Annotated in this window: 21 protein-coding genes; 10 read left to right on the top strand and 11 right to left on the bottom strand. The window is 69.9% G+C overall.

The features are described from left to right. Nucleotides 1-2,964, top strand: a complete 2,964-nt coding sequence (locus tag CHC02_RS17870) for an autotransporter outer membrane beta-barrel domain-containing protein (protein WP_089392795.1) — start codon at nucleotides 1-3, stop codon at nucleotides 2,962-2,964. 375 nt (nucleotides 2,965-3,339) lie between these two features. Here the strand turns inward: CHC02_RS17870 and CHC02_RS17865 are convergent, their stop codons facing one another. From CHC02_RS17865 to speB, 4 genes are all read right to left on the bottom strand, one after another. Further along, nucleotides 3,340-3,741 (bottom strand): GFA family protein, encoded by a 402-nt coding sequence (locus CHC02_RS17865; protein WP_089392794.1) that lies wholly within the window; start codon nucleotides 3,739-3,741, stop codon nucleotides 3,340-3,342. Nucleotides 3,742-3,752: 11 nt separating this feature from the next. Further along, nucleotides 3,753-4,484, bottom strand: coding sequence for a phytanoyl-CoA dioxygenase family protein (locus CHC02_RS17860; RefSeq protein WP_089392793.1), 732 nt, complete (start codon nucleotides 4,482-4,484; stop codon nucleotides 3,753-3,755). Next, a complete protein-coding gene (locus CHC02_RS17855) occupies nucleotides 4,481-5,407 on the bottom strand; it encodes a LysR family transcriptional regulator (protein WP_089392792.1) in 927 nt (308 codons plus the stop codon). The genes CHC02_RS17860 and CHC02_RS17855 overlap by 4 nt, the downstream gene beginning before the upstream one ends. Nucleotides 5,408-5,481: 74 nt before the next feature. Further along, entirely contained in the window at nucleotides 5,482-6,438 is a 957-nt protein-coding gene (gene speB, locus CHC02_RS17850; RefSeq protein ID WP_089392791.1) for an agmatinase, read from the bottom strand. A 281-nt stretch (nucleotides 6,439-6,719) separates the two neighbouring features. Between speB and CHC02_RS17845 the strand changes: the two genes are divergently transcribed. The 4 genes from CHC02_RS17845 (at nucleotide 6,720) to CHC02_RS17830 (ending at nucleotide 8,785) form a co-directional block, all read left to right on the top strand. Beyond that, complete coding sequence (locus CHC02_RS17845) at nucleotides 6,720-6,947, top strand: CopG family ribbon-helix-helix protein (RefSeq protein ID WP_089392790.1); 228 nt, start codon at nucleotides 6,720-6,722, stop codon at nucleotides 6,945-6,947. After that, nucleotides 6,944-7,225: a type II toxin-antitoxin system RelE/ParE family toxin gene (locus CHC02_RS17840; protein WP_089392789.1), complete on the top strand. Its 282-nt coding sequence runs from the start codon at nucleotides 6,944-6,946 to the stop codon at nucleotides 7,223-7,225. Before CHC02_RS17845 ends, CHC02_RS17840 begins: the two co-directional genes overlap by 4 nt. Before the next feature lie 259 nt (nucleotides 7,226-7,484). Next, the gene (locus CHC02_RS30760) at nucleotides 7,485-8,216 is read left to right on the top strand and encodes an RcnB family protein (protein ID WP_089392788.1); all 732 of its coding nucleotides are present in this window, start codon (nucleotides 7,485-7,487) and stop codon (nucleotides 8,214-8,216) included. A gap of 113 nt (nucleotides 8,217-8,329) precedes the next feature. Next, nucleotides 8,330-8,785, top strand: a complete 456-nt coding sequence (locus CHC02_RS17830) for a GNAT family N-acetyltransferase (RefSeq protein WP_089392787.1) — start codon at nucleotides 8,330-8,332, stop codon at nucleotides 8,783-8,785. Here the strand turns inward: CHC02_RS17830 and CHC02_RS17825 are convergent. The 3 genes from CHC02_RS17825 to dksA are packed head-to-tail and all read right to left on the bottom strand — an operon-like array spanning nucleotide 8,782 to nucleotide 11,057. Next, nucleotides 8,782-9,399, bottom strand: coding sequence for a DUF1826 domain-containing protein (locus CHC02_RS17825; protein WP_089392786.1), 618 nt, complete (start codon nucleotides 9,397-9,399; stop codon nucleotides 8,782-8,784). The genes CHC02_RS17830 and CHC02_RS17825 overlap by 4 nt on opposite strands. Then, on the bottom strand, nucleotides 9,399-10,601 hold the full coding sequence (zigA, locus tag CHC02_RS17820) for a zinc metallochaperone GTPase ZigA (RefSeq protein ID WP_089392785.1): 1,203 nt from the start codon (nucleotides 10,599-10,601) through the stop codon (nucleotides 9,399-9,401). The genes CHC02_RS17825 and zigA overlap by 1 nt, the downstream gene beginning before the upstream one ends. A 27-nt stretch (nucleotides 10,602-10,628) precedes the next feature. Next, a complete protein-coding gene (gene dksA, locus CHC02_RS17815; RefSeq protein WP_089392784.1) occupies nucleotides 10,629-11,057 on the bottom strand; it encodes an RNA polymerase-binding protein DksA in 429 nt (142 codons plus the stop codon). 105 nt (nucleotides 11,058-11,162) lie between these two features. Here dksA and CHC02_RS17810 point away from each other — a divergent pair, with 105 nt between their 5' ends. Then, nucleotides 11,163-11,570, top strand: coding sequence for a hypothetical protein (locus CHC02_RS17810; protein ID WP_089392783.1), 408 nt, complete (start codon nucleotides 11,163-11,165; stop codon nucleotides 11,568-11,570). A 342-nt stretch (nucleotides 11,571-11,912) separates the two neighbouring features. Here the strand turns inward: CHC02_RS17810 and CHC02_RS17805 are convergent, their stop codons facing one another. Continuing rightward, nucleotides 11,913-13,100 carry an N-acetylmuramoyl-L-alanine amidase gene (locus tag CHC02_RS17805; RefSeq protein ID WP_089392782.1) on the bottom strand — a complete coding sequence of 396 codons (1,188 nt, stop codon included), beginning with the start codon at nucleotides 13,098-13,100 and terminating at the stop codon, nucleotides 11,913-11,915. A gap of 68 nt (nucleotides 13,101-13,168) precedes the next feature. Here CHC02_RS17805 and folE2 point away from each other — a divergent pair, with 68 nt between their 5' ends. From folE2 to CHC02_RS17785, 4 genes are read left to right on the top strand one after another with little or no spacing between them, the layout of a single operon-like run. Further along, nucleotides 13,169-14,062, top strand: a complete 894-nt coding sequence (gene folE2, locus CHC02_RS17800) for a GTP cyclohydrolase FolE2 (protein ID WP_089392781.1) — start codon at nucleotides 13,169-13,171, stop codon at nucleotides 14,060-14,062. Continuing rightward, nucleotides 14,059-14,724: a metal ABC transporter ATP-binding protein gene (locus CHC02_RS17795; protein ID WP_089392780.1), complete on the top strand. Its 666-nt coding sequence runs from the start codon at nucleotides 14,059-14,061 to the stop codon at nucleotides 14,722-14,724. The genes folE2 and CHC02_RS17795 overlap by 4 nt, the downstream gene beginning before the upstream one ends. Further along, nucleotides 14,721-15,587 carry a metal ABC transporter permease gene (locus tag CHC02_RS17790; protein WP_089392779.1) on the top strand — a complete coding sequence of 289 codons (867 nt, stop codon included), beginning with the start codon at nucleotides 14,721-14,723 and terminating at the stop codon, nucleotides 15,585-15,587. Before CHC02_RS17795 ends, CHC02_RS17790 begins: the two co-directional genes overlap by 4 nt. Nucleotides 15,588-15,610: 23 nt before the next feature. Then, a complete protein-coding gene (locus CHC02_RS17785; RefSeq protein ID WP_089392778.1) occupies nucleotides 15,611-16,483 on the top strand; it encodes a metal ABC transporter substrate-binding protein in 873 nt (290 codons plus the stop codon). On the opposite strand, the gene CHC02_RS17780 is transcribed toward CHC02_RS17785, so the two are convergent. The 3 genes from CHC02_RS17780 to CHC02_RS17770 form a co-directional block, all read right to left on the bottom strand. Continuing rightward, the gene (locus tag CHC02_RS17780) at nucleotides 16,480-16,938 is read right to left on the bottom strand and encodes a GNAT family N-acetyltransferase (protein ID WP_089392777.1); all 459 of its coding nucleotides are present in this window, start codon (nucleotides 16,936-16,938) and stop codon (nucleotides 16,480-16,482) included. The two genes, CHC02_RS17785 and CHC02_RS17780, sit on opposite strands and share 4 nt — an antisense overlap. An 813-nt stretch (nucleotides 16,939-17,751) precedes the next feature. After that, nucleotides 17,752-18,438 carry a TSCPD domain-containing protein gene (locus tag CHC02_RS17775; protein WP_089392776.1) on the bottom strand — a complete coding sequence of 229 codons (687 nt, stop codon included), beginning with the start codon at nucleotides 18,436-18,438 and terminating at the stop codon, nucleotides 17,752-17,754. 16 nt (nucleotides 18,439-18,454) lie between these two features. Then, nucleotides 18,455-20,602, bottom strand: a complete 2,148-nt coding sequence (locus CHC02_RS17770) for an adenosylcobalamin-dependent ribonucleoside-diphosphate reductase (protein ID WP_089392775.1) — start codon at nucleotides 20,600-20,602, stop codon at nucleotides 18,455-18,457. Between the last annotated feature and the right edge of the window lie 115 nt (nucleotides 20,603-20,717).

Here is a 20,717-nt window from a genome sequence, read left to right as displayed (position 1 = left end):
ATGTCGTTCAAGCCTTCCCCGCTGGCGTTCAGCATCGCCCTCGTCCTCAACGCCTCCGTGCAGGCCGCCCCCAGCGGCCCCATCGTCATCAGCACGCCCAGCACCAGCAAGCGGACGCTCTCCGGCGAGGCCAGCCTGCAGGTCACCGCCAGCGGCAGTATCACCGCCAGCGACAAGACCGTCGCCCTGAAGGACGCCACCAGCGGCGCCGGCGTGGTGGTCGACAACAGCGGGCAGATCACCGCCACCGCCGGCCGCGCCATCGAAAGCTCGGGCAACACCGCCACCACCCGCGACTACCGGATCTACAACCGCGCCGGCGCCGGCATCAGCGCCACCGACGACGCCGTGCGTGTGAAGGACGGCTTCGACAACGGCAGCCTGCTGCTGGACAACGCCGGCACCATCCGCTCCACCGGCGGCGGCCAGGCGGTGGACTTCGACGACCTGCGCAGCGGCGTGCCGGTGACCATCGTCAACCGCGCCGGCGGGCTGATCCACGGCGACGCCAACGACGGCATCCGCCCCGGCGCCAACGCCACCATCGGCAACTACGGCGAGATCAGCAGCGGCGACATGATCGACGCCGACGCCAAGAACGACGGCATCGACTTCCAGGACGCCGAGGGCGGCAACGTGGAGAACCACGGGTTGATCTCCGGCGGCCGCCACGGCATCACCACCGACGTCGGCGCCACCCTGGTCAACTACGCCGACGGCGTGCTCATCGGCCGCAATGGCTCGGGCTTCGGCTCCGACGGCAACGGCACCGTCACCAACTACGGGCGCATCACCGGCGCCTACAACGGCCTGGTGCCCGATGGCGACGGCGATGGCGTGGACATCGACCTGATCGGCCACATCGAGAACCACGGCATCATCGAAGGCACGGGCGCGGCCGGCATCAAGGACGGCTCGCCGAACGCCAGCGAGGGCATCGCCATGGGCGGCGGCAGCATCTACAACGCCGCCGGCGCGCTGATCAGCGGCGCCAGCCGCGGCATCCTGGTGGACGATGGCAACGGCAACGCCGGCTACGCCGCGGTCACCCTGGAGAACCACGGCACCATCGAAGGCCTGGCCTCCAGCGGCGTGACCCTGGTGGGCGACTTCGCCGACAGCGTGATCAACGACGGCCTGATCCACGGCGGCAACGGCATCGCCCTGGAGCTGGGCGGCGGCGACGACAGCCTCGCCCTGCTCGCCGGCAGCCGCTTCGAAGGCCTGGTGGACGGCGGCGATGGCAGGGACCTGGTGGCCTTCGACGACGCCCGCGGCGGCAGCTTCGGCCAGAGCCGCGGCTTCGAGCGCCTGGAAGTGCGCCAGGGCGCCTGGACCCTCACTGGCGCCGGCGACTTCAGCGAAGGCAGCGAGGTCTTCGCCGGCGCCCGGCTGACCAACCAGGGCGGCATCGCCGGCAGCCTGCGGGTGGACAGCGGCGCCAGCTACGCCGGCAGCGGCAGCGTCGGCGGCCTGGACGTCAGCGGCACCCTGCTGGCCAACCCGCAACAGGGTGCCGCCCAGGTGACCGGCGACCTGGCGCTGCGCAGCGGTTCGACCCTGGCCTACGGCGTGGAGGCCGACGGCAGCCATGCCACCCTGCAGGTGGACGGCCACGCGACCTTGGACGGCGCGCGCCTGGCCCTGCAGGCCGGCCCCGGCAACTACCCCTGGCAGAGCGGCTACCAGGTGCTGAGCGCCAACGGCGGCGTCGACGGCCGCTTCGCCGAGGTCAGCAGCAACTTCGCCTTCCTCACCCCGAGCCTCAGCTACGGCGCCAACAGCGTGGACCTGCAGCTGACGCGCAACGACGTGCAGTTCGCCGACCTGGCCAGCAGCGGCAACGGCCGCGCCGCCGCCAACGCCCTGCAGGGCCAGGGCCTGGGCACCCTGTACGATGCGCTGATCAGCAGCGACGCAGGCAACGCCGGCCGCGCCGTGGAGCAGCTGGCCGGCGCCGGCAACGCCAACCTGGCCGCCGCCACCCTGGCCGGCAGCCAGGCGGTGGGCAGCGCCATGCTCGGCGCCCTGCGCCAGCTCGGCGGCGGCCTGCTGGTGGCCAGCGACGACCGCGACACCCCGCAGCTGGCCGCCCTTGGCGTGCCCAGCGAAGCGCGCAACCTGAACGACCCCAACGCCGCCGGCCGCCTGTGGCTGCAAGGCATCGGCAGCCACGGCCAGCTCGACGGCGAGCACGGCAGCGGCGACCTCGACCAGAACACCGGCGGCACCCTGCTGGGCGCCGACTGGGCAGTGGACGGCCACTGGCGCCTGGGCGTGCTGGGCGGCTACTCGCACACCGACCTCGACGGCCAGGGCGGCACCGCCGGCGACATCGACAGCTGGCACCTGGGCACCTACGCCCTGCGCCAGGACGGCCCGCTGGCCCTGCGCCTGGGCGCGGCCTACAGCAGCCACGACGGCGAGAGCAAGCGCCGCATCGAGTTCGACGGCTTCAGCGACCGCCCCAGGGGCGACTACGACGCCCACGGCTGGCAGGCCTTCGCCGAGGCCGGCTACCAGCTCGGCGACGGCCGCCTGAGCGCCGAGCCCTACGCCAACCTCGGCTACCAGTACTACAAGCGCGATGCCTACGACGAAAAAGGCGGCGCCGCGGCCCTGCACGTGGACGAGCAAAGCCAGCACAACGTCAGCAGCACCCTGGGCGTGCGCACGGCCTGGCTCGCCAGCCTGGACAACGGCATGAGCCTGACCCCGCGCCTGGGCCTGGGCTGGCGCCACACCTACGGCGACCTGGACAGCAGCACCCGCCAGGCCTTCCTCGCCGGCGGCGGCGCCTTCAGCGTCCAGGGCACGGCACTGGACCGCAACAGCCTGCTGCTGGACCTGGGCCTGGACCTGGGCCTCTCGGCCCGCCACAGCATCGGCCTGGCCTACAGCGGCGAGAAAGGCAGCCAGGCGCAGAACCATGCGCTGGTTGCGCAGTGGCAGATGGCGTTCTGAAACGCCGCGTAGGGCGTATAACCGTTCGCGGTTATACGCCGTTTCACCGAGTTCATGCCCGGCTTCGTGGTTGAACTCGGAGCGCCCGGAAAGAGGTGCTCCGTGACCGAGCCCGAAGCGCGCCTGGGATCAAGGTCAAACGGCGGATAACGCCGTAGGCGTTATGCGCCCTACGCCCGGCCTCGGTATTGGAGACAACATCCCCCTCCTCGGCAGGTGCCCAGAACGTAGGGCGAATAACCGTTCGCGGTTATCCGCCGCCTCGCCGTCCTTGTCGACGACACCGAGGTCGAACTGGAGCGGGAATTGGTCATCACCCAAGCCAGACCCGGCTCGTGACCGGGTCATGGTGAAACGGCGTATAACCGTGAACGGTTACAACGTCTCCTCATCCTCCCCCGGCAACTGCTCATCCAGATGCAACCAGGCAACCCGGCTCTTCACCCAGACATGCCGTTGCGGCGGCGCCACCTCCGGATGATCGAAGGTCGCCACAGTCACATCCAACGTTTCCGGCGTCCGCTCCGTCTCGAACACCACCTGCGCCCCGCAGTTGCCGCAGAACAACCGCCGATTGCCCGGACTCGACACATAGCAGGCCGGCTCCCCCTTCAACCAACGAAAGCTACTACGCGGCACCGTCGCCCAGGTGACCACGATGCCGCCGCTGCTGCGCCGGCAGATGGAGCAGTGGCAGTGGCCGACGTCGTCCAGCTCGGCGGTGAATTCGTAGCGCAGGGCGCCGCAGTGGCAGCCCCCCTGGTGGGTCTGGCTCATGGCCGGGTTCCTCAGTCGTATTCCGCTGCCTCGTGGTCGCCCAGCAGGCGGCGCTGGCGGGGTGTGCAGGCGGCCAGCACTTCGGGGTCGAAGCGCCAGTCGAGATAGGGCGAGAACTTCTGCGCCACCATGCGCCGGCCATAGTGCACCTGCAACAGGTAGCGCGTGCGCCGGCTGGTGTTGCGGCTGCCGGAGTGCCACAGCTCGCTGCGCAGCAGCAGGCAGTCGCCGGCTCGGCACAGCACCGGCTCGGCCGCCCTGCCCCGCCAGTTGCGCTCGTCCGGGCGCGGCGCGCGGCCGGCGCGGTGGCTGCCGGGGATCACCCAGGTCGGGCAGAGTTCATGGTCTATGTCGTCGAGGTAGACCTGCGCCGTGCAGATGAACATCGGCAGCTCGAAGCCGCCCAGCAGCAGCGCCTCCGGCAGGCGCAGCGGCAGGTGGTCCAGGTGCATGTCGCTGCCGATGAAGCCGGGGTGGCAGCGCCAGGCGGTCTGGCCAATGACGTGGCAGTCCTCGCCCAGGGCCGCCTCGGCCACCTCGATCAGCCCCGGCGGGTCGAGGTACGGCAGCCAGCGCGGCGAGCGGTTGAACACGCACTTGTAGTGGTCCACCAGGCCCTCGTAGTCCCAGTGGATCGGCCGCAGTCCGTCGATCAGCCCGCGCACCTCGGCGACCTGCGCGGCCTCCAGCAGGCCGGGCAGCAGCACGAAGCCATCCTCGTGCAAGGCGTGCAGCGCGTTCATGCTTCCAGCCCTCCCCTGCCCAGCTGCGCCTGGGCCCGCTCCAGGGCGGCGAGGAAGGCGCCCAGGGCTTCGCCGGGCTCGGCGCCCTGGCGCGTCACGCAGTGGAATTCCGAGTGGTAGGCCAGCTGCGCCGGGCGGATCGCCCGCAGGCGCCCCTCGGCGGCCCAGGCGGCGGCGTAGGGCGTCGGCAGGTAGCCGATGAAGGTGCCGCTGAACACCAGGTTGGCGATGGCCTCCATGCTGTAGGCGGTGGTCGTGCGGTTGAACTCCAGGCCGTGGGGGCGCCGGCTCTCGGCCATGTAGCCGCGGCCGACGTAGTCGGCGGCGCAGATCGCCTCCAGGTCCGGCTCGTCGTCGGCGCGGGCGAAGAACGGGTGACCGGGGGCGCAGTAGAGATTCTGCTCTTCGCTGAACAGCAGCTGGTAGCGCAGCCCGGACAGGCGATGGTGGAAGGCGCCGATGGCCAGTTGCAGGCGCTCCTCCAGCACGGCGTTCTCCAACTCGTCCGGGCGCTGGGTGTGCAGGTTCAGGCGCACGCCGGGGTTGCCCTGGCGGAACAGGCGGATGGCCAACGGCAACGGCCAGCAGTGCTGCCCGACCACGCCGTCGACGCAGCCCAGGTACAGAGTCTCACGGTCGCGCCCGCCAAGGCCGGTGACCTGCTCGCGGAAGCGCTCGATGTCGACGAACAGGCCCTGGGCCGCGTCGTACAGTTCCTGCCCCTCCTCGGTGAGCTGGAAGCCGCTGCTGCCACGGCGGCACAGCGAATAGCCCAGGCGCAGCTCGAGGTCGCGCACCAGCACGCTCAGGCGCGACAGGCTGGTGTTCAGGCGCACCTGGGCGGCGGTGAAGCCGCCGGCCTCGACGATGGCGCAGAAGGTGCGCAGCAGGCGCAGGTCGATGTCGGAAAGGTTGCCGAGCATGAGGGTTCTCGCGGCGGCGGGCGCAGGTCTTCGTTATAGCCCCGCGGGCGCCGCCGCGTGAACCCCCGCGGCGGTCAGCGGCGTTGCGCGAGGGCGTCGGCGAGGATGCACAGCAGCTCGAACATCATGGTCGCGCCGACCAGCGCGGTGGCGCCGCCCAGGTCGAACGGCGGCGAAACTTCCACCACGTCCGCACCGACCAGGTTCAGGCCCTGCAAGCCGCGGACCATGTGCTGCGCCTGCAGCGTGGTCATGCCGCCGATCTCCGGGGTGCCGGTACCGGGGGCGAAGGCCGGGTCGAGCACGTCGACGTCGAAGCTGACGTAGGTCGGCCCGTCACCCACCACCCGGCGCGCCTCGGCGAGTGTCGCCTCGACGCCCAGCGCGGCGAACTCTTCCATGTGGATGACACGGATGCCGCATTCCTCGGCGAAAGCCTCGTCGTCCGCCGAGTACACCGAGCCGCGGATGCCGATCTGCACGGTGCGCCGCGGGTCCAGCAGGCCCTCCTCGATGGCGCGGCGGAACGGCGTGCCGTGGGTGTAGGGGTTGTCGCCGAAGTAGCGGTCGTTGGTGTCGGAATGGGCGTCGAAGTGGACCATGCCGATCGGCCGCTCGGCGGCCAGGGCGCGGAAGATCGGCAGCGTCACCAGGTGGTCGCCGCCCACCGACAGCGGCACCGCGCCGGCGGCGTGGATTCGCCGGTAGAAGCCCTCGATGCGCTTGAGCGCGTCGAGCAGGTCGATGGGGTTCACCGGGGCGTCGCCCAGGTCGCCGACGCGCACCAGGTCGTAGGGCGCGATGCGGCTGACGTGGTGCACCTTGCGCATCAGGCTCGACTGGTTGCGCACCTCGCGCGGGCCATGGCGGGCGCCGGCGCGGTTGGTGGTGCCGCCGTCCCAGGGCACGCCGACCAGGGCGATGTCCAGCTGGGCCGGGTCCTCGAAGATCGGCAGGCGCATGAAGCTGGGGATGCCGGCGAAACGCGGGATCTCGGCGGCGTCCAGGGGTTGCGGGTAGTCATGGGGCACGGGGTCGTCTCCTGGTCGGGAAGGGCTGTCCGGCTAGCCTGGACCACCCCGTGGCGGCGGCAAATCCCGGATGCGGCAACTCGACTTTCGCCGCCGCGAAAGTGCCTTGTAGGCCGCGCCACCCGGGCGTTTCAGCCCATCCTGGCGAAACCGCGGCGCAGCCTCCTCCGGTTTGCCTCCCCTGCCCCGCCGCGATCTTTTCGGCACCGCCAAGTGCCTGATTCGTATACGTATGTTATCGTTGTAAACACTGTATACAGCGTAAACGGACTGCTCAGAAATTGACCACCGTAATCTCCTTCCGCGCCGATGACGCCCTGGCCAGGGCCCTGGACCAGCTGGCCCGGGCCACCCACCGGGACCGCCCCTACCACCTGCGCCAGGCCCTGGCGCAGTACCTGGAACGCCAGAGCTGGCACGTGGCGGCCATCGACGAGGGCTTGGCCGACGCCAACGCCGGGCACCTGCTGCCGCACGCGGAGATAGAAGCCAAGTGGGGGCTGGCATGAGCCTGCAGTGGACGCACAAGGCGGCGGCCGACCTGGACGGCCTGTACGACCACTACGTGGTGCTGATCGGCCCGGAGAAGGCGCTGAAGGCCGTCCAGGACATGGTCGGCCAGGTGAAGGCGCTGGCCGACCTCAGCCTGAGCAGCGTCGGCCGGCCCAGCGAGGTGCCCGGCGTGCGCGAATTGCCCCTCGAACGCTGGCCCTACCAGGCCGCCTACCGGGTGAAAGGTCGCGATGTACAAATTTTGCGCATCGATTCTGTGGATAATCCGGGGTAAAAGTGGTCACACGGTTACAAAATATTTCAAAGTATTGACTTATTTGGTTTGTACAAAAATAGATCAAATGAATCACACAAGGTAATTTGGTCTGTTTGTGACCATAAATCTCAACATCGATCTAGTTACGACCTAACTCTGATAAATCGTCTTTTCATGTAGCGACGCATTTTTCCGAGATCGGAACTTTTCCCGGCATTTCCCTGTCCACTTTCCTGACTTTCCCGGCCATTTCGCCGCCCTGTCCGACGACCCGACCATGCCCAACACAGCCTCCCTCCGCGCCCTCTGCCTGGGCCTGCTGCTGCCCGCCGGCGCGGCCTTCGCCTGGAACGCCAACGACGCCCAGCAACAGCAGCAATGGCAGGAGCAACAGCGCCAGCAACAGGAACAGCAACGCCAGATGGCCGAGCAGCAGCGCCGGCAGAACGAGGAACAGCAGCGCCGCCAGCAGGAGCAGCAACGCCAGCAGCAGGAACAGCAGCGGCAGATGGCCGAGCAGCAACGTCGGCAGATGGAGGACCGGCAGCGCCAGCAACAGGAGTTCCAGCGCCAGCGCGACGAACAGCGCCGCCAGGCCGAGCAGCAGCAGCGCCAGGAAGCCCAGCGCCGCCAGCAGGAACAGCAGCGGCGCTGGCAGGAAGAACAACGCCAGCAGGCCGAGCGCGACCGCCAGTGGCAGGACGAGCAGCGCCGCCAGGCCGATGAGCGCCAGCGCCAGTGGGAAGAGGCGCAACGCCGCCAGCAGGAACAGCGGCAACGCGAATGGGAAGACGCCATGCGCCGCCAGGAGGCCGAGCGCCGGCACTGGCAGACCGGCCAGTACCTGCCGCCGGAATACCGCGCGCGGCGCTACTACGTCGAGGACTGGCGCAGCCGCCAGTTGCCGCCGCCGGCCTATGGCTACCAGTGGCAGGAAGTGGACGGCGACTACCTGCTGATCGAACTGGCCAGCGGCCTGATCCAGCAGATTCTCAGCGGCCAGCGCTGAGCGGCGCCGGCACCTCGGCGGGCTGTCGCCGACGGGGCCGCGGGTGGCTGTGTGAAGCGCCCGGGCGTGAGAGGATGGGCGGTCTTTTCCACCTGCCATCGGAGCCTCACGCCATGGACCTCACCTGGAGCTGCCAACACCACAGCGAACTGAGCAAGGAGACGCTGTACGCCCTCCTGCGCCTGCGCTGCGAGGTATTCGTGGTGGAGCAGAACTGCCCCTACCAGGACATCGACAACCAGGACCTGTCCGGCGACACCTGCCACCTGATGGCCCACGAGGACGGCCAGCTGCTGGCCTACCTGCGCCTGCTCGACCCGGCGACGCACGACGGCGAGGTGATCATCGGCCGCGTCATCACCGCCGCCGCCGGGCGTGGCCGCGGCCTTGGCCACCAGTTGATGCAGCGCGCCCTGGACGAGGCCGCGCGGCGCTGGCCGGGCAGCCCGGTGTACCTCTCCGCCCAGGCACACCTGCAGGGCTACTACGGCCGCTACGGCTTCGTCGCCGAGGGCGAGGTGTACCTGGAAGACGACATCCCGCACATCGACATGCGCCGCCCGGCCTAGAGCCAGTCCAGGGTCAGCAGCAGGCGCCGCGAGCCCGGCGCCGGGCAGGGCGAGCGGTGGACGATGCCGGCGCCCTCGTTGCCGATCCATTTCTCGCCCTTGAACAGCCCCACGTCGCCCACCTCCAGGCGCTGGATGCACGTCGGCTCAGCCTCGCCGAGGCGATCGCGGGGCAGGGCGCCTTCCTCCAGCCATTCGCTGGCGCAGCCGGCGTAGCTGGTGACCAGCCGCAGCGGCACCTGGTCGACATGGAAGCGCGGGCACATGGCCCGCTCCAGCGCGCGCAGGCGCAGGCCCACGCGGCGCGCGCCGGTGAGGCAGGCGAAGGCTTCCACCAGCCAGGCCAGGTCGTTGGCGAAGAGCGCGGCGCCGGGGCCGTCGCCGAATAGGCCATCCAGCTGCCGGCTGCGCCCGGCCTCGTCCAGTTCGAGGTTCGCCTGACAGCCGTAGAGCGTCTCGCCGGCGAGCAGGTGGGCGGCGAAGGCCGCCACGTCCGGGTACAGGCGGCGGCGCCAGACCGCCAGGTTGACGTCGTCGCGCAGCACCTCGGCGAGCACCTGCGGGTCGTCGCCCAGCACCTGGCGCGGCGTGCGCCGCAACTGCGGGGCGAGCATCAGGCGTCCTCCGTCCAGGACTCGAAGGGGTCGGCCAGGCGCGCCCAGGCCTGGGGCCCGGCGGCGAACTCGGCGTCGTCCAGCAGGCAGGCGTCGAGCGCTTCCTCCAGGCGCTCGAAATCGATGCCCTGGCCGATGAACACCAGTTCCTGGCGGCAATCGCCGGTGTCGGCGTTCCAGTGGCGCAGCACCTGGCGCAGGCCGTCCTCGTCCTGCGGCCAGCGTTCCTTCGGCACGAGGCGCCACCAGCGCCCGGCCAGGCCGTGGCGCATCAGGCCGCCGGCCTGGGACCAGCTGCCGGCCTCGCGGTAGCGGCTGGCCAGCCAGAAGAAGCCCTTGGAGCGCAGCAGCCGGCCGTTGGCCCAGGGCTGGGCGAGGAAGGCGTGGAAGCGCTGCGGGTGGAAGGGCCGGCGCGCCCGGTAGGCGCGGGAGGCGATGCCGTATTCCTCGGTCTCCGGCACGTGCTCGCCGCGCAGCTCCTTGAGCCAGCCGGGGGCCTGGGCGGCGCGCTCGAAATCGAAGCGGCCGGTGTCGAGGACCCATTCCAGCGGCACCTGGCCCATGACCATGGGGCGGATCTCGGCGTCGGGGTTGAGGCCGCGGAGGATCGCCAGCAGCTCCTCGCGCTCGTCGCTGGAGATGAGGTCGACCTTGCTGACCAGGATGACGTCGGCGAACTCCACCTGGTCGATCAGCAGGTCGGCGATGGAGCGCTGGTCTTCCTCGCCCAGGCTCTCGCCGCGGCTGGCCAGGCTGTCGCTGCCCTGGTAGTCGCGCAGGAAGTTGAGGCCGTCGACCACGGTGACCAGGGTGTCCAGCCGCGCCAGGTCGGACAGGCTGCGGCCCTGTTCGTCGCGGAAGGTGAAGGTCTCGGCCACCGGCAGCGGCTCGGAGATGCCGGTGGACTCGATCAGCAGGTAGTCGAAGCGGCCCTCGGCGGCCAGCCGTGCGACTTCCTCCAGCAGGTCCTCGCGCAGGGTGCAGCAGATGCAGCCGTTGCTCATCTCCACCAGCTTCTCTTCGGCGCGGTTGAGGCTGACGTCGCGCTGTACCTGCGCGCCGTCGATGTTGATCTCGCTCATGTCGTTGACGATCACCGCCACGCGGCGGTGCTCGCGGTTCTTCAGCACCTGGTTGAGCAGGGTGCTCTTGCCGGCGCCGAGGAAGCCGGAAAGGACGGTGACGGGTAGGCGTTGGTTCACGGTGGTGGCTCTCTTTTCTGATGTTCTTCAGGCGTCGCGCAGGTGCTGCTCGCGGCGCTCCTGGCGTTCCTTGGCCTCGACGCTGAGGCTGGCGGTGGGGCGCAGCAGCAGGCGGCGCAGGCCGATCGGCTCGCCGGTCTCGGCGCACCAGCCGTAGTCGCCGCGGGCCAGGCGCTCCAGGGCCTGGTCGATCTTGTCCAGCAGCTTCTTCTCGCGCTCCAGCAGGCGCAGTTGCCACTGGCGCTGCTCCTCGCGGCTGGCGACGTCGGCCTCGTCGCCGGGCCGCTCGTCCTCGCGCAGCGCGTCGAACTCGCCCTCGATGCGCGCCTGCAGCTCCTCGCGCTGGCGCAGCAGCAGGGTCTGGAAGAAGGCCCGCTGGGCTTCGTTCATGTAGGCGCTGGCGGGTTGGGCCAGCAGCTGCCGTTCGCTGAGGACCGGCTCGGGTTGCGGGGTCATGGCGGCCTCCGGAAGGGTGGGATCGAATTGTTATAATATAACATTTCAGTTTCGACAATCCGACGGCGTACCATGGACGCCCGCCAAGCCCGCCCCGAGGTCCCGATGAAAGCCGCCGCCCTGACGCTCTGCCTGCTGCTCCTGGCGCCCCTGGCACAGGCCGCCGGCGAGCCGCCGCTGCCGTTCCCCGGCCTGCCGCCGGCGGCCTGCGCCTGGCTGGCCAACGTGCTGGCCTGCATGGACCGCGACGGCAGCCACTACAGCGTCGCCACCCTGGGCCACGACACCTACCTGCGCGGCTTCGACGCCGCCAGCGGCCAGCGCTGGGCGCAGACCGGCACGCGCTACGGGCGCCTGACCTTCTTCAGCGGCGTGAGCAGCGACGGCCAGGTATGGGTGGGCTCCAGCCGCGGCATCGGCTGGACGCACATCAGCCGCTTCAGCAGTTCCAGCGGCGGCCAGGCGAAGCTGACCTGCGGGCGTGTGAGCGGGTGCAGCCAGCAGGTGCGGTAGGGCGCATAACGCCTACGGCGTTATCCGCCGTTTGACCTCGATCCCAGGCGCGCTTCGGGTTCGGCCACGGAGCACCTGTTTCGGGGCACTCCGAGCTCGACCGCGACGCCGGGCATGAGCTGGGTGTAGCGGCGTATAACCGCGAACGGTTATACGCCCTACGTCTAGGGTGGGCCAGGCGTAGGGCGCATAACGCCTACGGCGTTATCCGCCGTTTGACCTCGATCCCAGGCGCGCTTCGGGTTCGGCCACGAAGTACCTGTTTCCGGGCACTCCGAGCTCGACCACGACGCCGGGCATGAGCTGGGTGTAGCGGCGTATAACCGCGAACGGTTATACGCCCTACGCCTTCCCCTGCTCCCGTATCGCCGCCAACAGGCTCCCCACCGGCGGGCGCTGGCGGAAATAACCGTGCAAGCCATCGAAGATCGCCCCGGCCAGGGCCTGCTGGTGCCGCGCATCGTGCAGGCGTCGGCAGTCGGCGTCGTTGGAGATGAAGCCGGTCTCCACCAGGATCGAGGGGATGTCCGGCGACTTGAGCACGGCGAAGCCGGCCTGGTCGACGCGTTCCTGATGCAGCCGGGTGATACCGCCCAGGCTGCGCAGCACGCTGTGGCCCAGGTCCAGGCTGGAGGCGATGGTGGCGTTCAGCGACATGTCGAGGATCACCTTGGCCAGCGCCGGGTCCTTGTCCTGCAGGGGCAGGTTGCCGCTGGCGCCAATCAGGTCGGCGCCGTTCTCGCGCTGGGCCATGAAGCGCGCCAGGGTCGAGGTGGCGCCGTGCTCGGAGAGGGCGAACACCGAGGCGCCGGAAGCCGTGCGGCGGGGCGCGGCGTCGGCGTGCACCGAGACGAACATGTCGGCGTTGCAGCGCCGCGCCACCTCCACGCGCTGGCGCAGCGGGATGAACACGTCGACGTTGCGCACCAGGCGCGCCCTGAAACCGGGTTGCCGGTCGATGCGCCGGGCCAGGTTCTGCGCGATCAGCAAGGCCACGTCCTTCTCCCGCTCGCCGCGCGAGCCCAGCGCGCCGGGGTCCTTGCCGCCGTGGCCGGCGTCCACCACCACGAGGATGTCGCGGCCCTTGCCGCTGGCCTTCGCCGCGGCCACTGCGGGCGCCGCGGCCGGCGCCCGCGCCGGATGCAGGTCGAGCACCAGGCGATGGCCCCTGCCGGCCTGGGGTTCCAGGGCGAAGGCCTGCAGCCGCACCGGCTCGGCCAGGTCCAGCACCAGGCGCGTGCCGCCGTCGGCCAGGCGTCCGCTGCGCAGGCCGCGCAGCGGGCCGGACGGGGCAGGGGAGGCCAGGGGCGCGCCCAGGCCGGCGCCTTCCAGGTCGACCACCAGGCGTTCCGGCGCGGAAAGGCTGAAGGTGCGGTAGTGGAACGGACCGTCGAGATCCAGCACCAGGCGCAGGCCGTCGCCGCTGGGCTCGCTGCGGGCGCCCAGCAGGCGCGGGCCGGCGAGCAGGTCCAGGGCGGGGAGCCAGGCGGCGCTGGCGAGCAGGCTTTGCAGCAGGCGGCGTCGATTCATGGCGCTTGCAGGAAGGAGGAGGAAGCAATACGTTATATTATAACATTCACGAGCACCAGCCATTCCCCATGACCGCCTTCCTCCCGGACGTCGCCAGCCAGGCCGCGTCCGACACCCTCGCCCTCGACTGGGTCGGCATGCAGGGCATCGCCCTGCCGCTGCGCCTGCACGGCGAACGCCTGGGCGCGCTGGCCGACGCCGGCGTCAGCCTGGACGACGCCGCTGCCCGCGGCATCCACATGTCGCGCCTGTACCTGGCCCTGTCCCGCCTGGAGCGGGCCGAGCTGGGCCCGCGGCTGCTGCGCGAAGTCCTCGACGACTTCCTCGCCAGCCACGCCGGCCTGTCGCGCCGCGCCAGCCTGCGCCTGGCCTTCGACGCCCTGCTCGAACGCCCGGCGCTGGTCAGCCCGCTCAGCGGCTGGAAGCGCTACCCCTGCGAGGTCCACGCGCAGCTGGACGAGCAAGGCCTGCGCCTGGAACTGCGCCTGCGCCTGGCCTATTCCTCCACCTGCCCCTGCTCGGCGGCCCTGGCCCGCCAGTTGATCCAGCAGCGCTTCGCCGCGGACTTCGCCGGCGGCGAACCGAGCCACCGGGACGTCCACACCTGGCTCGGCAGCAGCGCCGGCATTGTCGCCACGCCCCACAGCCAGCGCAGCTTCGCCGACCTGCGCCTGCACCTGCGCGAGGGCCTGGACAGCCTGCCGCTGCGCGAGCTGCTCGACTGCGCCGAAGCCGCCCTGGGCACCGCCGTGCAGACCGCGGTGAAGCGCGCCGACGAGCAGGCCTTCGCCCTGGCCAACGGGCAGAACCTGATGTTCTGCGAGGACGCCGCCCGCCGCCTGCACCGCGCCCTGGCGCAACGCGACGAACTGGACGCCTTCGGGCTGACCGTGGTGCATGCCGAAAGCCTCCACGCCCATGATGCCGTGGCCCGCAGCCAGTGGCGCCGGGAGGCCCCATGATCCATTGCCAGGCCCTGCAGTGGGGCCCGCCGCGCCTGCCGCTGACACCGCCGCTGAACCTCGACCTGGCCGCCGGCAGCCTGACCGCCGTGGTCGGCGCCAACGGCTGCGGCAAGAGCAGCCTGCTGAAGGTCATCGCCGGCCTGCAGAAGCCCCTGGCCGGGCGCGTGCGGGTGGAATTGCGGCCGCGGGAAATCGGCTACCTGGTGCAGCAGCAGGCCCTCGACCGGCAGTTCCCCATCAGCCTCGGCGAGCTGGTCGGCGCCGGCTTCTGGAACAGCCGCCTGCCCAGCGCCGGGCGCCGCGAACAGCTGCGCCGGGCGCTGGCCGAGTGGCAGCTGGAAGGCCTGGAGCAGCGCCCGCTGGCGGCGCTCTCCGGCGGCCAGTTGCAACGCGCCCTGCTGGCCCGCCTGGGGCTGCTGGACAGCCCGCTGCTGCTGCTCGACGAGCCCGACGCCTGCCTCGACGAAGCCGGCCAGGCGCTGCTCTGGCAACGCATACAGGCCTGGCACCGCGAGGGCCGCACCCTGCTGCTGGTCTGCCACGACCTGGCGCTGGTGCGCGAGCGCGTGCCCGACTGCCTGCGCGTGGCCGCCGAGGGCTGCCGCCACGGCCGCTGCCGCGACCTCCTGGGCCCGGGCGGCCTGGCACGGGTGGCATGATGGCCCTGCACGCGCTCTGGCAGCCCTTCGTCGAATTCGCCTTCATGCGCCGCGCGCTGCTCGGCGGCGTGGTCCTGGCGCTGAGCGCCGCGCCGCTGGGCGTATTCCTCATCCTGCGGCGCATGAGCCTGGTCGGCGACGCCATCGCCCACGGCATCCTCCCCGGCGCCGCCATCGGCTTCTGGCTGGCCGGGCTGTCATTGCCGGCGCTGACCCTCGGCGGCCTCGGCGCCGGCCTGGCGGTGGCCGGCCTGGCGGCCTGGGTGACGCGCCACACCGGTCTGCGCGAGGACGCCAGCCTGGCCGCGGTCTACCCCATCTCCCTGGCCAGCGGCGTGCTCCTGCTGGGCCTGGCCGGCAAGCGCCTGAACCTGCTGGAGCTGCTGTTCGGCTCGGCCCTGGCGGTGGACCGCACGACCCTGCTGGGCATGCTCGGCGTGGCCGCGCTCAGCCTCGGCGTGCTCGCGCTGATCTACCGCAGCCTGCTGCTGGACAGCCTCGACCCGCTGTTCCTGCGCAGCGTCAGCCGCCTCGGGCCCTTCGCCCACGGGCTGTTCCTGGGCCTGGTGGTGCTCAACCTGGTGATCGGCTTCCAGGCCCTGGGCGCATTGATGATGGTCGGCCTGATGATGCTGCCGGCCGCCGCCGCGCGCTTCTGGAGCCGCCGCCTGCCGGCGCTGCTGGCCCTGGCCGCGGGCATCGGCGCGCTCTCGGTGTGGCTGGGCCTGGCGGCGTCCTACGCCTGGTCGCTGCCCAGCGGGCCGGCCATCGTCCTGCTCGCCGGCCTGTTCTACCTGTTCTCCGTGCTGTTCGGCCCGGTGCACGGCCTGTTGCGCCGCGGCCTGCTGCCCATCCCGCAATGACGTCCCCTTCGAGGAAAACCACCATGCGTGTCCTGCTGCTCCTGCTCGCGCTCTGCCTGCCCCTGTCGCTGCCCGCCGCCGAAAAGCCGAGGGTGGTGACCAGCTTCAGCATCCTCGCCGACATGACCCGCGCGGTCGGCGGCGAGCACATCCAGCTGAACAACCTGGTCGGCCCCGACAGCGACGCCCACACCTACGAGACCACCCCGGACGACGCCCGCGCCGTGCGCCAGGCGCAGCTGGTGGTGGAGAACGGCCTGGGCTTCGAGCCCTGGCTCGACCGCCTGGTGAAGAGCACCGAGACCGGCGCCAGGGTCATCCAGGCCAGCCACGGGGTGATCCCGCGCAGCCTGGAGGAGGACGGCCGGACCATCCCCGACCCGCACGCCTGGAACAACCTGGCCAACGCCGACCTCTACGTCGGCAACATCGCCAGGGCCCTGGCGCAGATCGACCCGGCCAACGCCGCCGACTACCAGCGCAACGCCAAGGCCTACCTGGAGCAGGCCCACGCGCTGCTGGCCTACGCCAAGGACAGGCTCGGCAAGCTGCCCGCCGACCGCCGCACCCTGGTCACCTCCCACGACGCCTTCGGCTACCTCGGCCAGGCCTACGGCCTGAAGCTGCTGGCGCCCCAGGGCCTGTCCACCGAGCGCGAGGCCTCGGCCACGGAAGTCGCCGAGCTGATCCGGCAGATCCGCGAGCAGCACATCCGCGCGGTCTTCGTGGAGAACATCAAGGACCCGCGGCTGATGCGGCAGATCGCCGAGGAAAGCGGCGCGAAGATCGGCGGCACCCTGCATTCCGACGCCCTGGCCAGCGAAGGCCCGGCCAGCACCTACCTGGGCCTGTACCGCAGCAACGTCGACACCCTGTACCAGGCGCTGGGCGACTAGAGCACCAGGCTCAGGCGCAGGCGGTCGCGGCAGGGAATGCCGTTCTCGACGATGGGCTCGGGATAGTTGAGGCGGAAGTAGTCGGGCTCCACCGCGCAGATGCGAAAGCCCATGCGCTGGTAGAGCCCCAGCTGCGCCAGGCTGGAATTGCCGGTGGCGATATCCAGCCGCAGCGCCCCGGCCGCCCGCGCCGCCTCGATGGCCGCCCCCAGCAGCCGCTTGCCCAGCCCACGGCCCTGCCAGGCCTCGTCCACCGCCAGGTTGGTGACCTCCAGCACGCCCCAGCTCACCGGCGTCAGCGCCAGCACGCCACGCACCGCATCGCCATCGAGCAAAGCCAGCAGACGCGACTGCGGCAGGTAGCGCTCGACCTGCCCGCGGCTGGGGTCGGCGAGCAGCAACAGGGGCCAGGGGGCCTGGTCTAGGGGGAGTTCCTGGAGGGCGAGGGTGGGCACGCGAAGGCTTCCGGGCGGTGGCGGAGGGGGATATTGTGCCGCAGTGGAGGCGAGGTTGCTTGCGAATGGAGCGTCCCAGGATTGGTATTTCAGGATGACTCCGCTCCTGCGGTTCCAGGAAGCTCGGGCGTAGGGGCAACTGTCTTGCGCCCCGCGCCGATATGCTCTTCGTAGGATGGGTCGAGCCTTGGCGAAACCCATGCGGCCATGGCGATGGGTATCGCTTCGCTCAACCCATCCTACGCCGCACCCTTGCAACCCGTAGGGCGCATAACGCCTACGGCGTTATCCGCCAATGGTCCCGGACACCGCTGTTCCGGCCGGCAGCGGATAACCGCGAACGGTTATTGCCCTACGGTCGAGCATGGTTGCAGGACCTTGTCCGCGATAGCGGGATCCCCCGGTGCAATGCAGGGCGTATAACCCCCTTCGCGGTTATACGCCGGCGTTCATGAATGGCCGAATGGCACGGCTTTTCGTAGGAGCGAGCTTGCTCGCGAACCCGCATCGGCACGGACTCCAGTTCGCGAGCAAGCTCGCTCCTACAGGGGACGTGCCGGCGCGACGCATGCTCTTATGGAGTGAAGATCCGATCTTGAGCAGACATCCCTGTCGATACTCCTCTGCCCAAGGTCAGCCCCGGCCCGGCCATCCTTGGCCGGTCGTTCGCCGGGCGAAGCATGCTCTTATGGAGTGAAGATCCGATCTTGAGCAGACATCCCTGTCGATACTCCTCTGCCCAAGGTCAACCCCGGCCCGGCCATCCTTGGCCGGTCGTTCGCCGGGCGAAGCATGCTTCGCAAAGACTCCGGCTCACCCACATTTCGAATATCCGCAGTTCAGGCAGGTCGCGCAGCCGTCCATCTGTACCACCGCCATGGTGTTGCACTTGCCGCACAGCTGGGCGCCGGCGGGGAAGCCTTCGCCGGGTTCGGCCTTGTTGGTGCCCTGGGCCGCTTCGTAGGCCGCGCGTTTCTCGGCCAGGTACAGGCGCTGTTCCTCGTCGATCTCCAGGCCCTGCATCAGGCCGATGGCCACTAGGTGGCGTTCCACCACCGCGCCTATCTCGGCGACGATGGAGGGCATGTAGATGCCGCCGCGCTTGAGGTAGCCGCCGCGCGGGTCGAACACGGCCTTCATTTCCTCGACCAGGAAGGTGCAGTCGCCGCCCTTGCGGAACACCGCCGACATGATGCGGGTGAGGGCGACTATCCACTGGAAGTGGTCCATGTTCTTCGAGTTGATGAAGATCTCGAAGGGCCGGCGCTGCTCGTAGGGGGTGCCCGGGTTGAGCACCACGTCGTTGATGGTCACGTAGAGCGCGTGCTCGAACAGCGGCGACTTCACCTTGTAGGTGGCGCCCACCAGCATTTCCGGGCGCTGCAGGGTTTCGTCCATTTTCACCACGGCGGCCGCCGCCGCGGCTTCGGCGCGGGCCTTTTCCTCGGCCACGTCGACCACTTCGAAGCCCTTGATCTTCTGGGCGATTTTCACTGTCATCTGCGATCTCCGCGGCTCAGAACTTGCCGTAGTAGCCTTCTTTCAAGGCGTCGAACAGGTTCGCGGCGCTGTGCACCTCGCCGTCGTACTCGACTTCCTCGTTGCCCTTGAGTTCCACCGTGCTGCCGTCTTCCAGCTCGAAGCGGTAGAGGGTCTTCTCCAGGTCGGCGTCCTTGACCAGCACGCCCTGGAACGCCGCCGGGTTGAAGCGGAAGGTGGTGCAGCCCTTCAGGCCCTGGCGCCAGGCGTAGAGGTAGATGTCCTTGAACTGCTCGAAGGGGTAGTCGGTGGGCACGTTGGCGGTCTTGGAGATGGACGAGTCGATCCACTTCTGCGCCGCCGCCTGGATGTCCACGTGCTGCTGCGGGGTGATGTCGTCGGCGGTGACGAAGTACTCCGGCAGGCGATGCTTGCCGTCCTCGGCGTCGGGCACGGCCTTGGCGTCGACCCTGGCGCGGTAGGCCAGCAGCTCGTAGCTGAACACCGAGATCTTTTCCTTGGTCTTGCGCCCGGCGCGGATCAGGTTGCGCGAGTAGTGGTGGGCGAAGCTCGGCTCGATGCCGTTGGAGGCGTTGTTGGCCAGGCTCAGGCTGATGGTGCCGGTGGGCGCGATGGAGCTGTGGTGGGTGAAGCGCGCGCCGTGCCGGGCCAGGGCCTCGACCAGCTGCGGGGCGTGCTCGGCGATGCGCTGCATGTAGCGCGAGTACTTGGCGTGGAGCACGCGCCCGGGCACACGGTCGCCCACTTTCAGGCCGTCGGCGGCCATTTCCGGGCGCTTGCGCAGCATTTCCGCGGTCACTTCGTAGTCCTGCGCCAGCACCGGCGCCGGACCTTTCTCCAGGGCCAGGTCGAGGGCCACTTCCCAGCCCACCAGGGCCATCTCGCGCGCCACTTCCTCGGTGAACACGCAGGCCTCGGGGCTGCCGTAGCGCAGCTTGAGCATGGTCAGCGTCGAGCCCAGGCCGAGGAAGCCCATGCCGTGGCGGCGCTTGCCGAGGATTTCCTCGCGCTGCTGGGCCAGCGGCAGGCCGTTGACCTCCACCACGTTGTCGAGCATGCGGGTGAACACCCGCACCACCTCGCGGTAGCGCTCCCAGTCGAAGTGCGGCTCCTCGCCGAAGGCGTCGACGACGAAGCCGGTGAGGTTCACCGAGCCCAGCAGGCAGGAGCCGTAGGGCGGCAGCGGCTGCTCGCCGCAGGGGTTGGTGGCGCGGATGGCCTCGCACCACCAGTTGTTGTTCAGTTCGTTGACGCGGTCGATGAGGATGAAGCCCGGCTCGGCGTAGTCGTAGGTGGACACCATGATCATGTCCCACAGGTGCCGTGCCTTGACGCGCCCGTAGATGCGGCAGGCGACGCGGCCGTCGTCGCCGACCAGGTAGTCGTCGTGCACCGGCCAGTCGCGCCAGAGCACCTGGGCCGGGTCGTCCAGGTCGACCTCGTCGACCTCCTTGTGGTGCACCGGGAACACCAGCGGCCAGTCGGCGTCGGCCTGCACCGCCTGCATGAAGTCGTCGGTGACCAGCAGGCTGAGGTTGAACTGGCGCAGCCGGCCGTCCTCGCGCTTGGCGCGGATGAACTCGCGCACGTCCGGGTGGGCGACGTCGAAGGTGCCCATCTGCGCGCCGCGGCGGCCGCCGGCGGAGCTCACGGTGAAGCACATCTTGTCGAAGATATCCATGAACGACAGCGGCCCGCTGGTGTGCGCGCCGGCGCCGGACACGTAGGCGCCGCGCGGGCGCAGGGTGCTGAACTCGTAGCCGATGCCGCAGCCGGCCTTGAGCGTCAGCCCGGCCTCGTGGACCTTCTGCAGGATGTCGTCCATGGAGTCGTGGATGATCCCGGAGACGGTGCAGTTGATGGTCGAGGTGGCCGGCTTGTGCCCCTGGGCGCCGGCGTTGGAGATGATCCGCCCGGCCGGGATGGCGCCGTGGCGCAGGGCCCAGAGGAAGCGTTCGTACCAGTGCTCGCGGGTGGCGGCGTCGGGCTCGACCTCGGCCAGGGCGCGGGCCACCCGCTGCCAGGTCGCGTCGACGGTGGCGTCGATGGGCGTGCCGTCCTTCTGCTTGAGCCGGTACTTGCTGTCCCAGATGTCCTGGGACGCCGGCTGCAGTTCGAGTGCCGCCTGGTCTATGCCCTGCGGGCGAGCATCGGTCTTGGCCATCCGCTGAAGATCCTCCCGTTTGGTGCGCGGCCGGCTCAGCCCAACCGCAACATCTAGTTATCCAGTAAATACACGAAACCACATATTGTGTATTTAGCCCAGCAGGAGACTAGTC

The organism is Pseudomonas delhiensis (assembly GCF_900187975.1).
Taxonomy (GTDB): Bacteria; Pseudomonadota; Gammaproteobacteria; order Pseudomonadales; family Pseudomonadaceae; genus Pseudomonas; species Pseudomonas delhiensis.
This window is presented reverse-complemented; position numbering and strand designations above follow the sequence as displayed.

What these genes read in the sequence shown, in the direction of transcription:
- CHC02_RS17870 (WP_089392795.1), top strand. Translation starts at nt 1, where the DNA reads ATGTCGTTCAAGCCTTCCCCGCTGGCGTTCAGCATCGCCCTCGTCCTC.
- CHC02_RS17865 (WP_089392794.1), bottom strand. Translation starts at nt 3,741, where the DNA reads ATGAGCCAGACCCACCAGGGGGGCTGCCACTGCGGCGCCCTGCGCTAC.
- CHC02_RS17860 (WP_089392793.1), bottom strand. Translation starts at nt 4,484, where the DNA reads ATGAACGCGCTGCACGCCTTGCACGAGGATGGCTTCGTGCTGCTGCCC.
- CHC02_RS17855 (WP_089392792.1), bottom strand. Translation starts at nt 5,407, where the DNA reads ATGCTCGGCAACCTTTCCGACATCGACCTGCGCCTGCTGCGCACCTTC.
- CHC02_RS17840 (WP_089392789.1), top strand. Translation starts at nt 6,944, where the DNA reads ATGAGCCTGCAGTGGACGCACAAGGCGGCGGCCGACCTGGACGGCCTG.
- CHC02_RS30760 (WP_089392788.1), top strand. Translation starts at nt 7,485, where the DNA reads ATGCCCAACACAGCCTCCCTCCGCGCCCTCTGCCTGGGCCTGCTGCTG.
- CHC02_RS17830 (WP_089392787.1), top strand. Translation starts at nt 8,330, where the DNA reads ATGGACCTCACCTGGAGCTGCCAACACCACAGCGAACTGAGCAAGGAG.
- CHC02_RS17825 (WP_089392786.1), bottom strand. Translation starts at nt 9,399, where the DNA reads ATGCTCGCCCCGCAGTTGCGGCGCACGCCGCGCCAGGTGCTGGGCGAC.
- dksA (WP_089392784.1), bottom strand. Translation starts at nt 11,057, where the DNA reads ATGACCCCGCAACCCGAGCCGGTCCTCAGCGAACGGCAGCTGCTGGCC.
- CHC02_RS17810 (WP_089392783.1), top strand. Translation starts at nt 11,163, where the DNA reads ATGAAAGCCGCCGCCCTGACGCTCTGCCTGCTGCTCCTGGCGCCCCTG.
- CHC02_RS17805 (WP_089392782.1), bottom strand. Translation starts at nt 13,100, where the DNA reads ATGAATCGACGCCGCCTGCTGCAAAGCCTGCTCGCCAGCGCCGCCTGG.
- folE2 (WP_089392781.1), top strand. Translation starts at nt 13,169, where the DNA reads ATGACCGCCTTCCTCCCGGACGTCGCCAGCCAGGCCGCGTCCGACACC.
- CHC02_RS17795 (WP_089392780.1), top strand. Translation starts at nt 14,059, where the DNA reads ATGATCCATTGCCAGGCCCTGCAGTGGGGCCCGCCGCGCCTGCCGCTG.
- CHC02_RS17790 (WP_089392779.1), top strand. Translation starts at nt 14,721, where the DNA reads ATGATGGCCCTGCACGCGCTCTGGCAGCCCTTCGTCGAATTCGCCTTC.
- CHC02_RS17785 (WP_089392778.1), top strand. Translation starts at nt 15,611, where the DNA reads ATGCGTGTCCTGCTGCTCCTGCTCGCGCTCTGCCTGCCCCTGTCGCTG.
- CHC02_RS17775 (WP_089392776.1), bottom strand. Translation starts at nt 18,438, where the DNA reads ATGACAGTGAAAATCGCCCAGAAGATCAAGGGCTTCGAAGTGGTCGAC.
- CHC02_RS17770 (WP_089392775.1), bottom strand. Translation starts at nt 20,602, where the DNA reads ATGGCCAAGACCGATGCTCGCCCGCAGGGCATAGACCAGGCGGCACTC.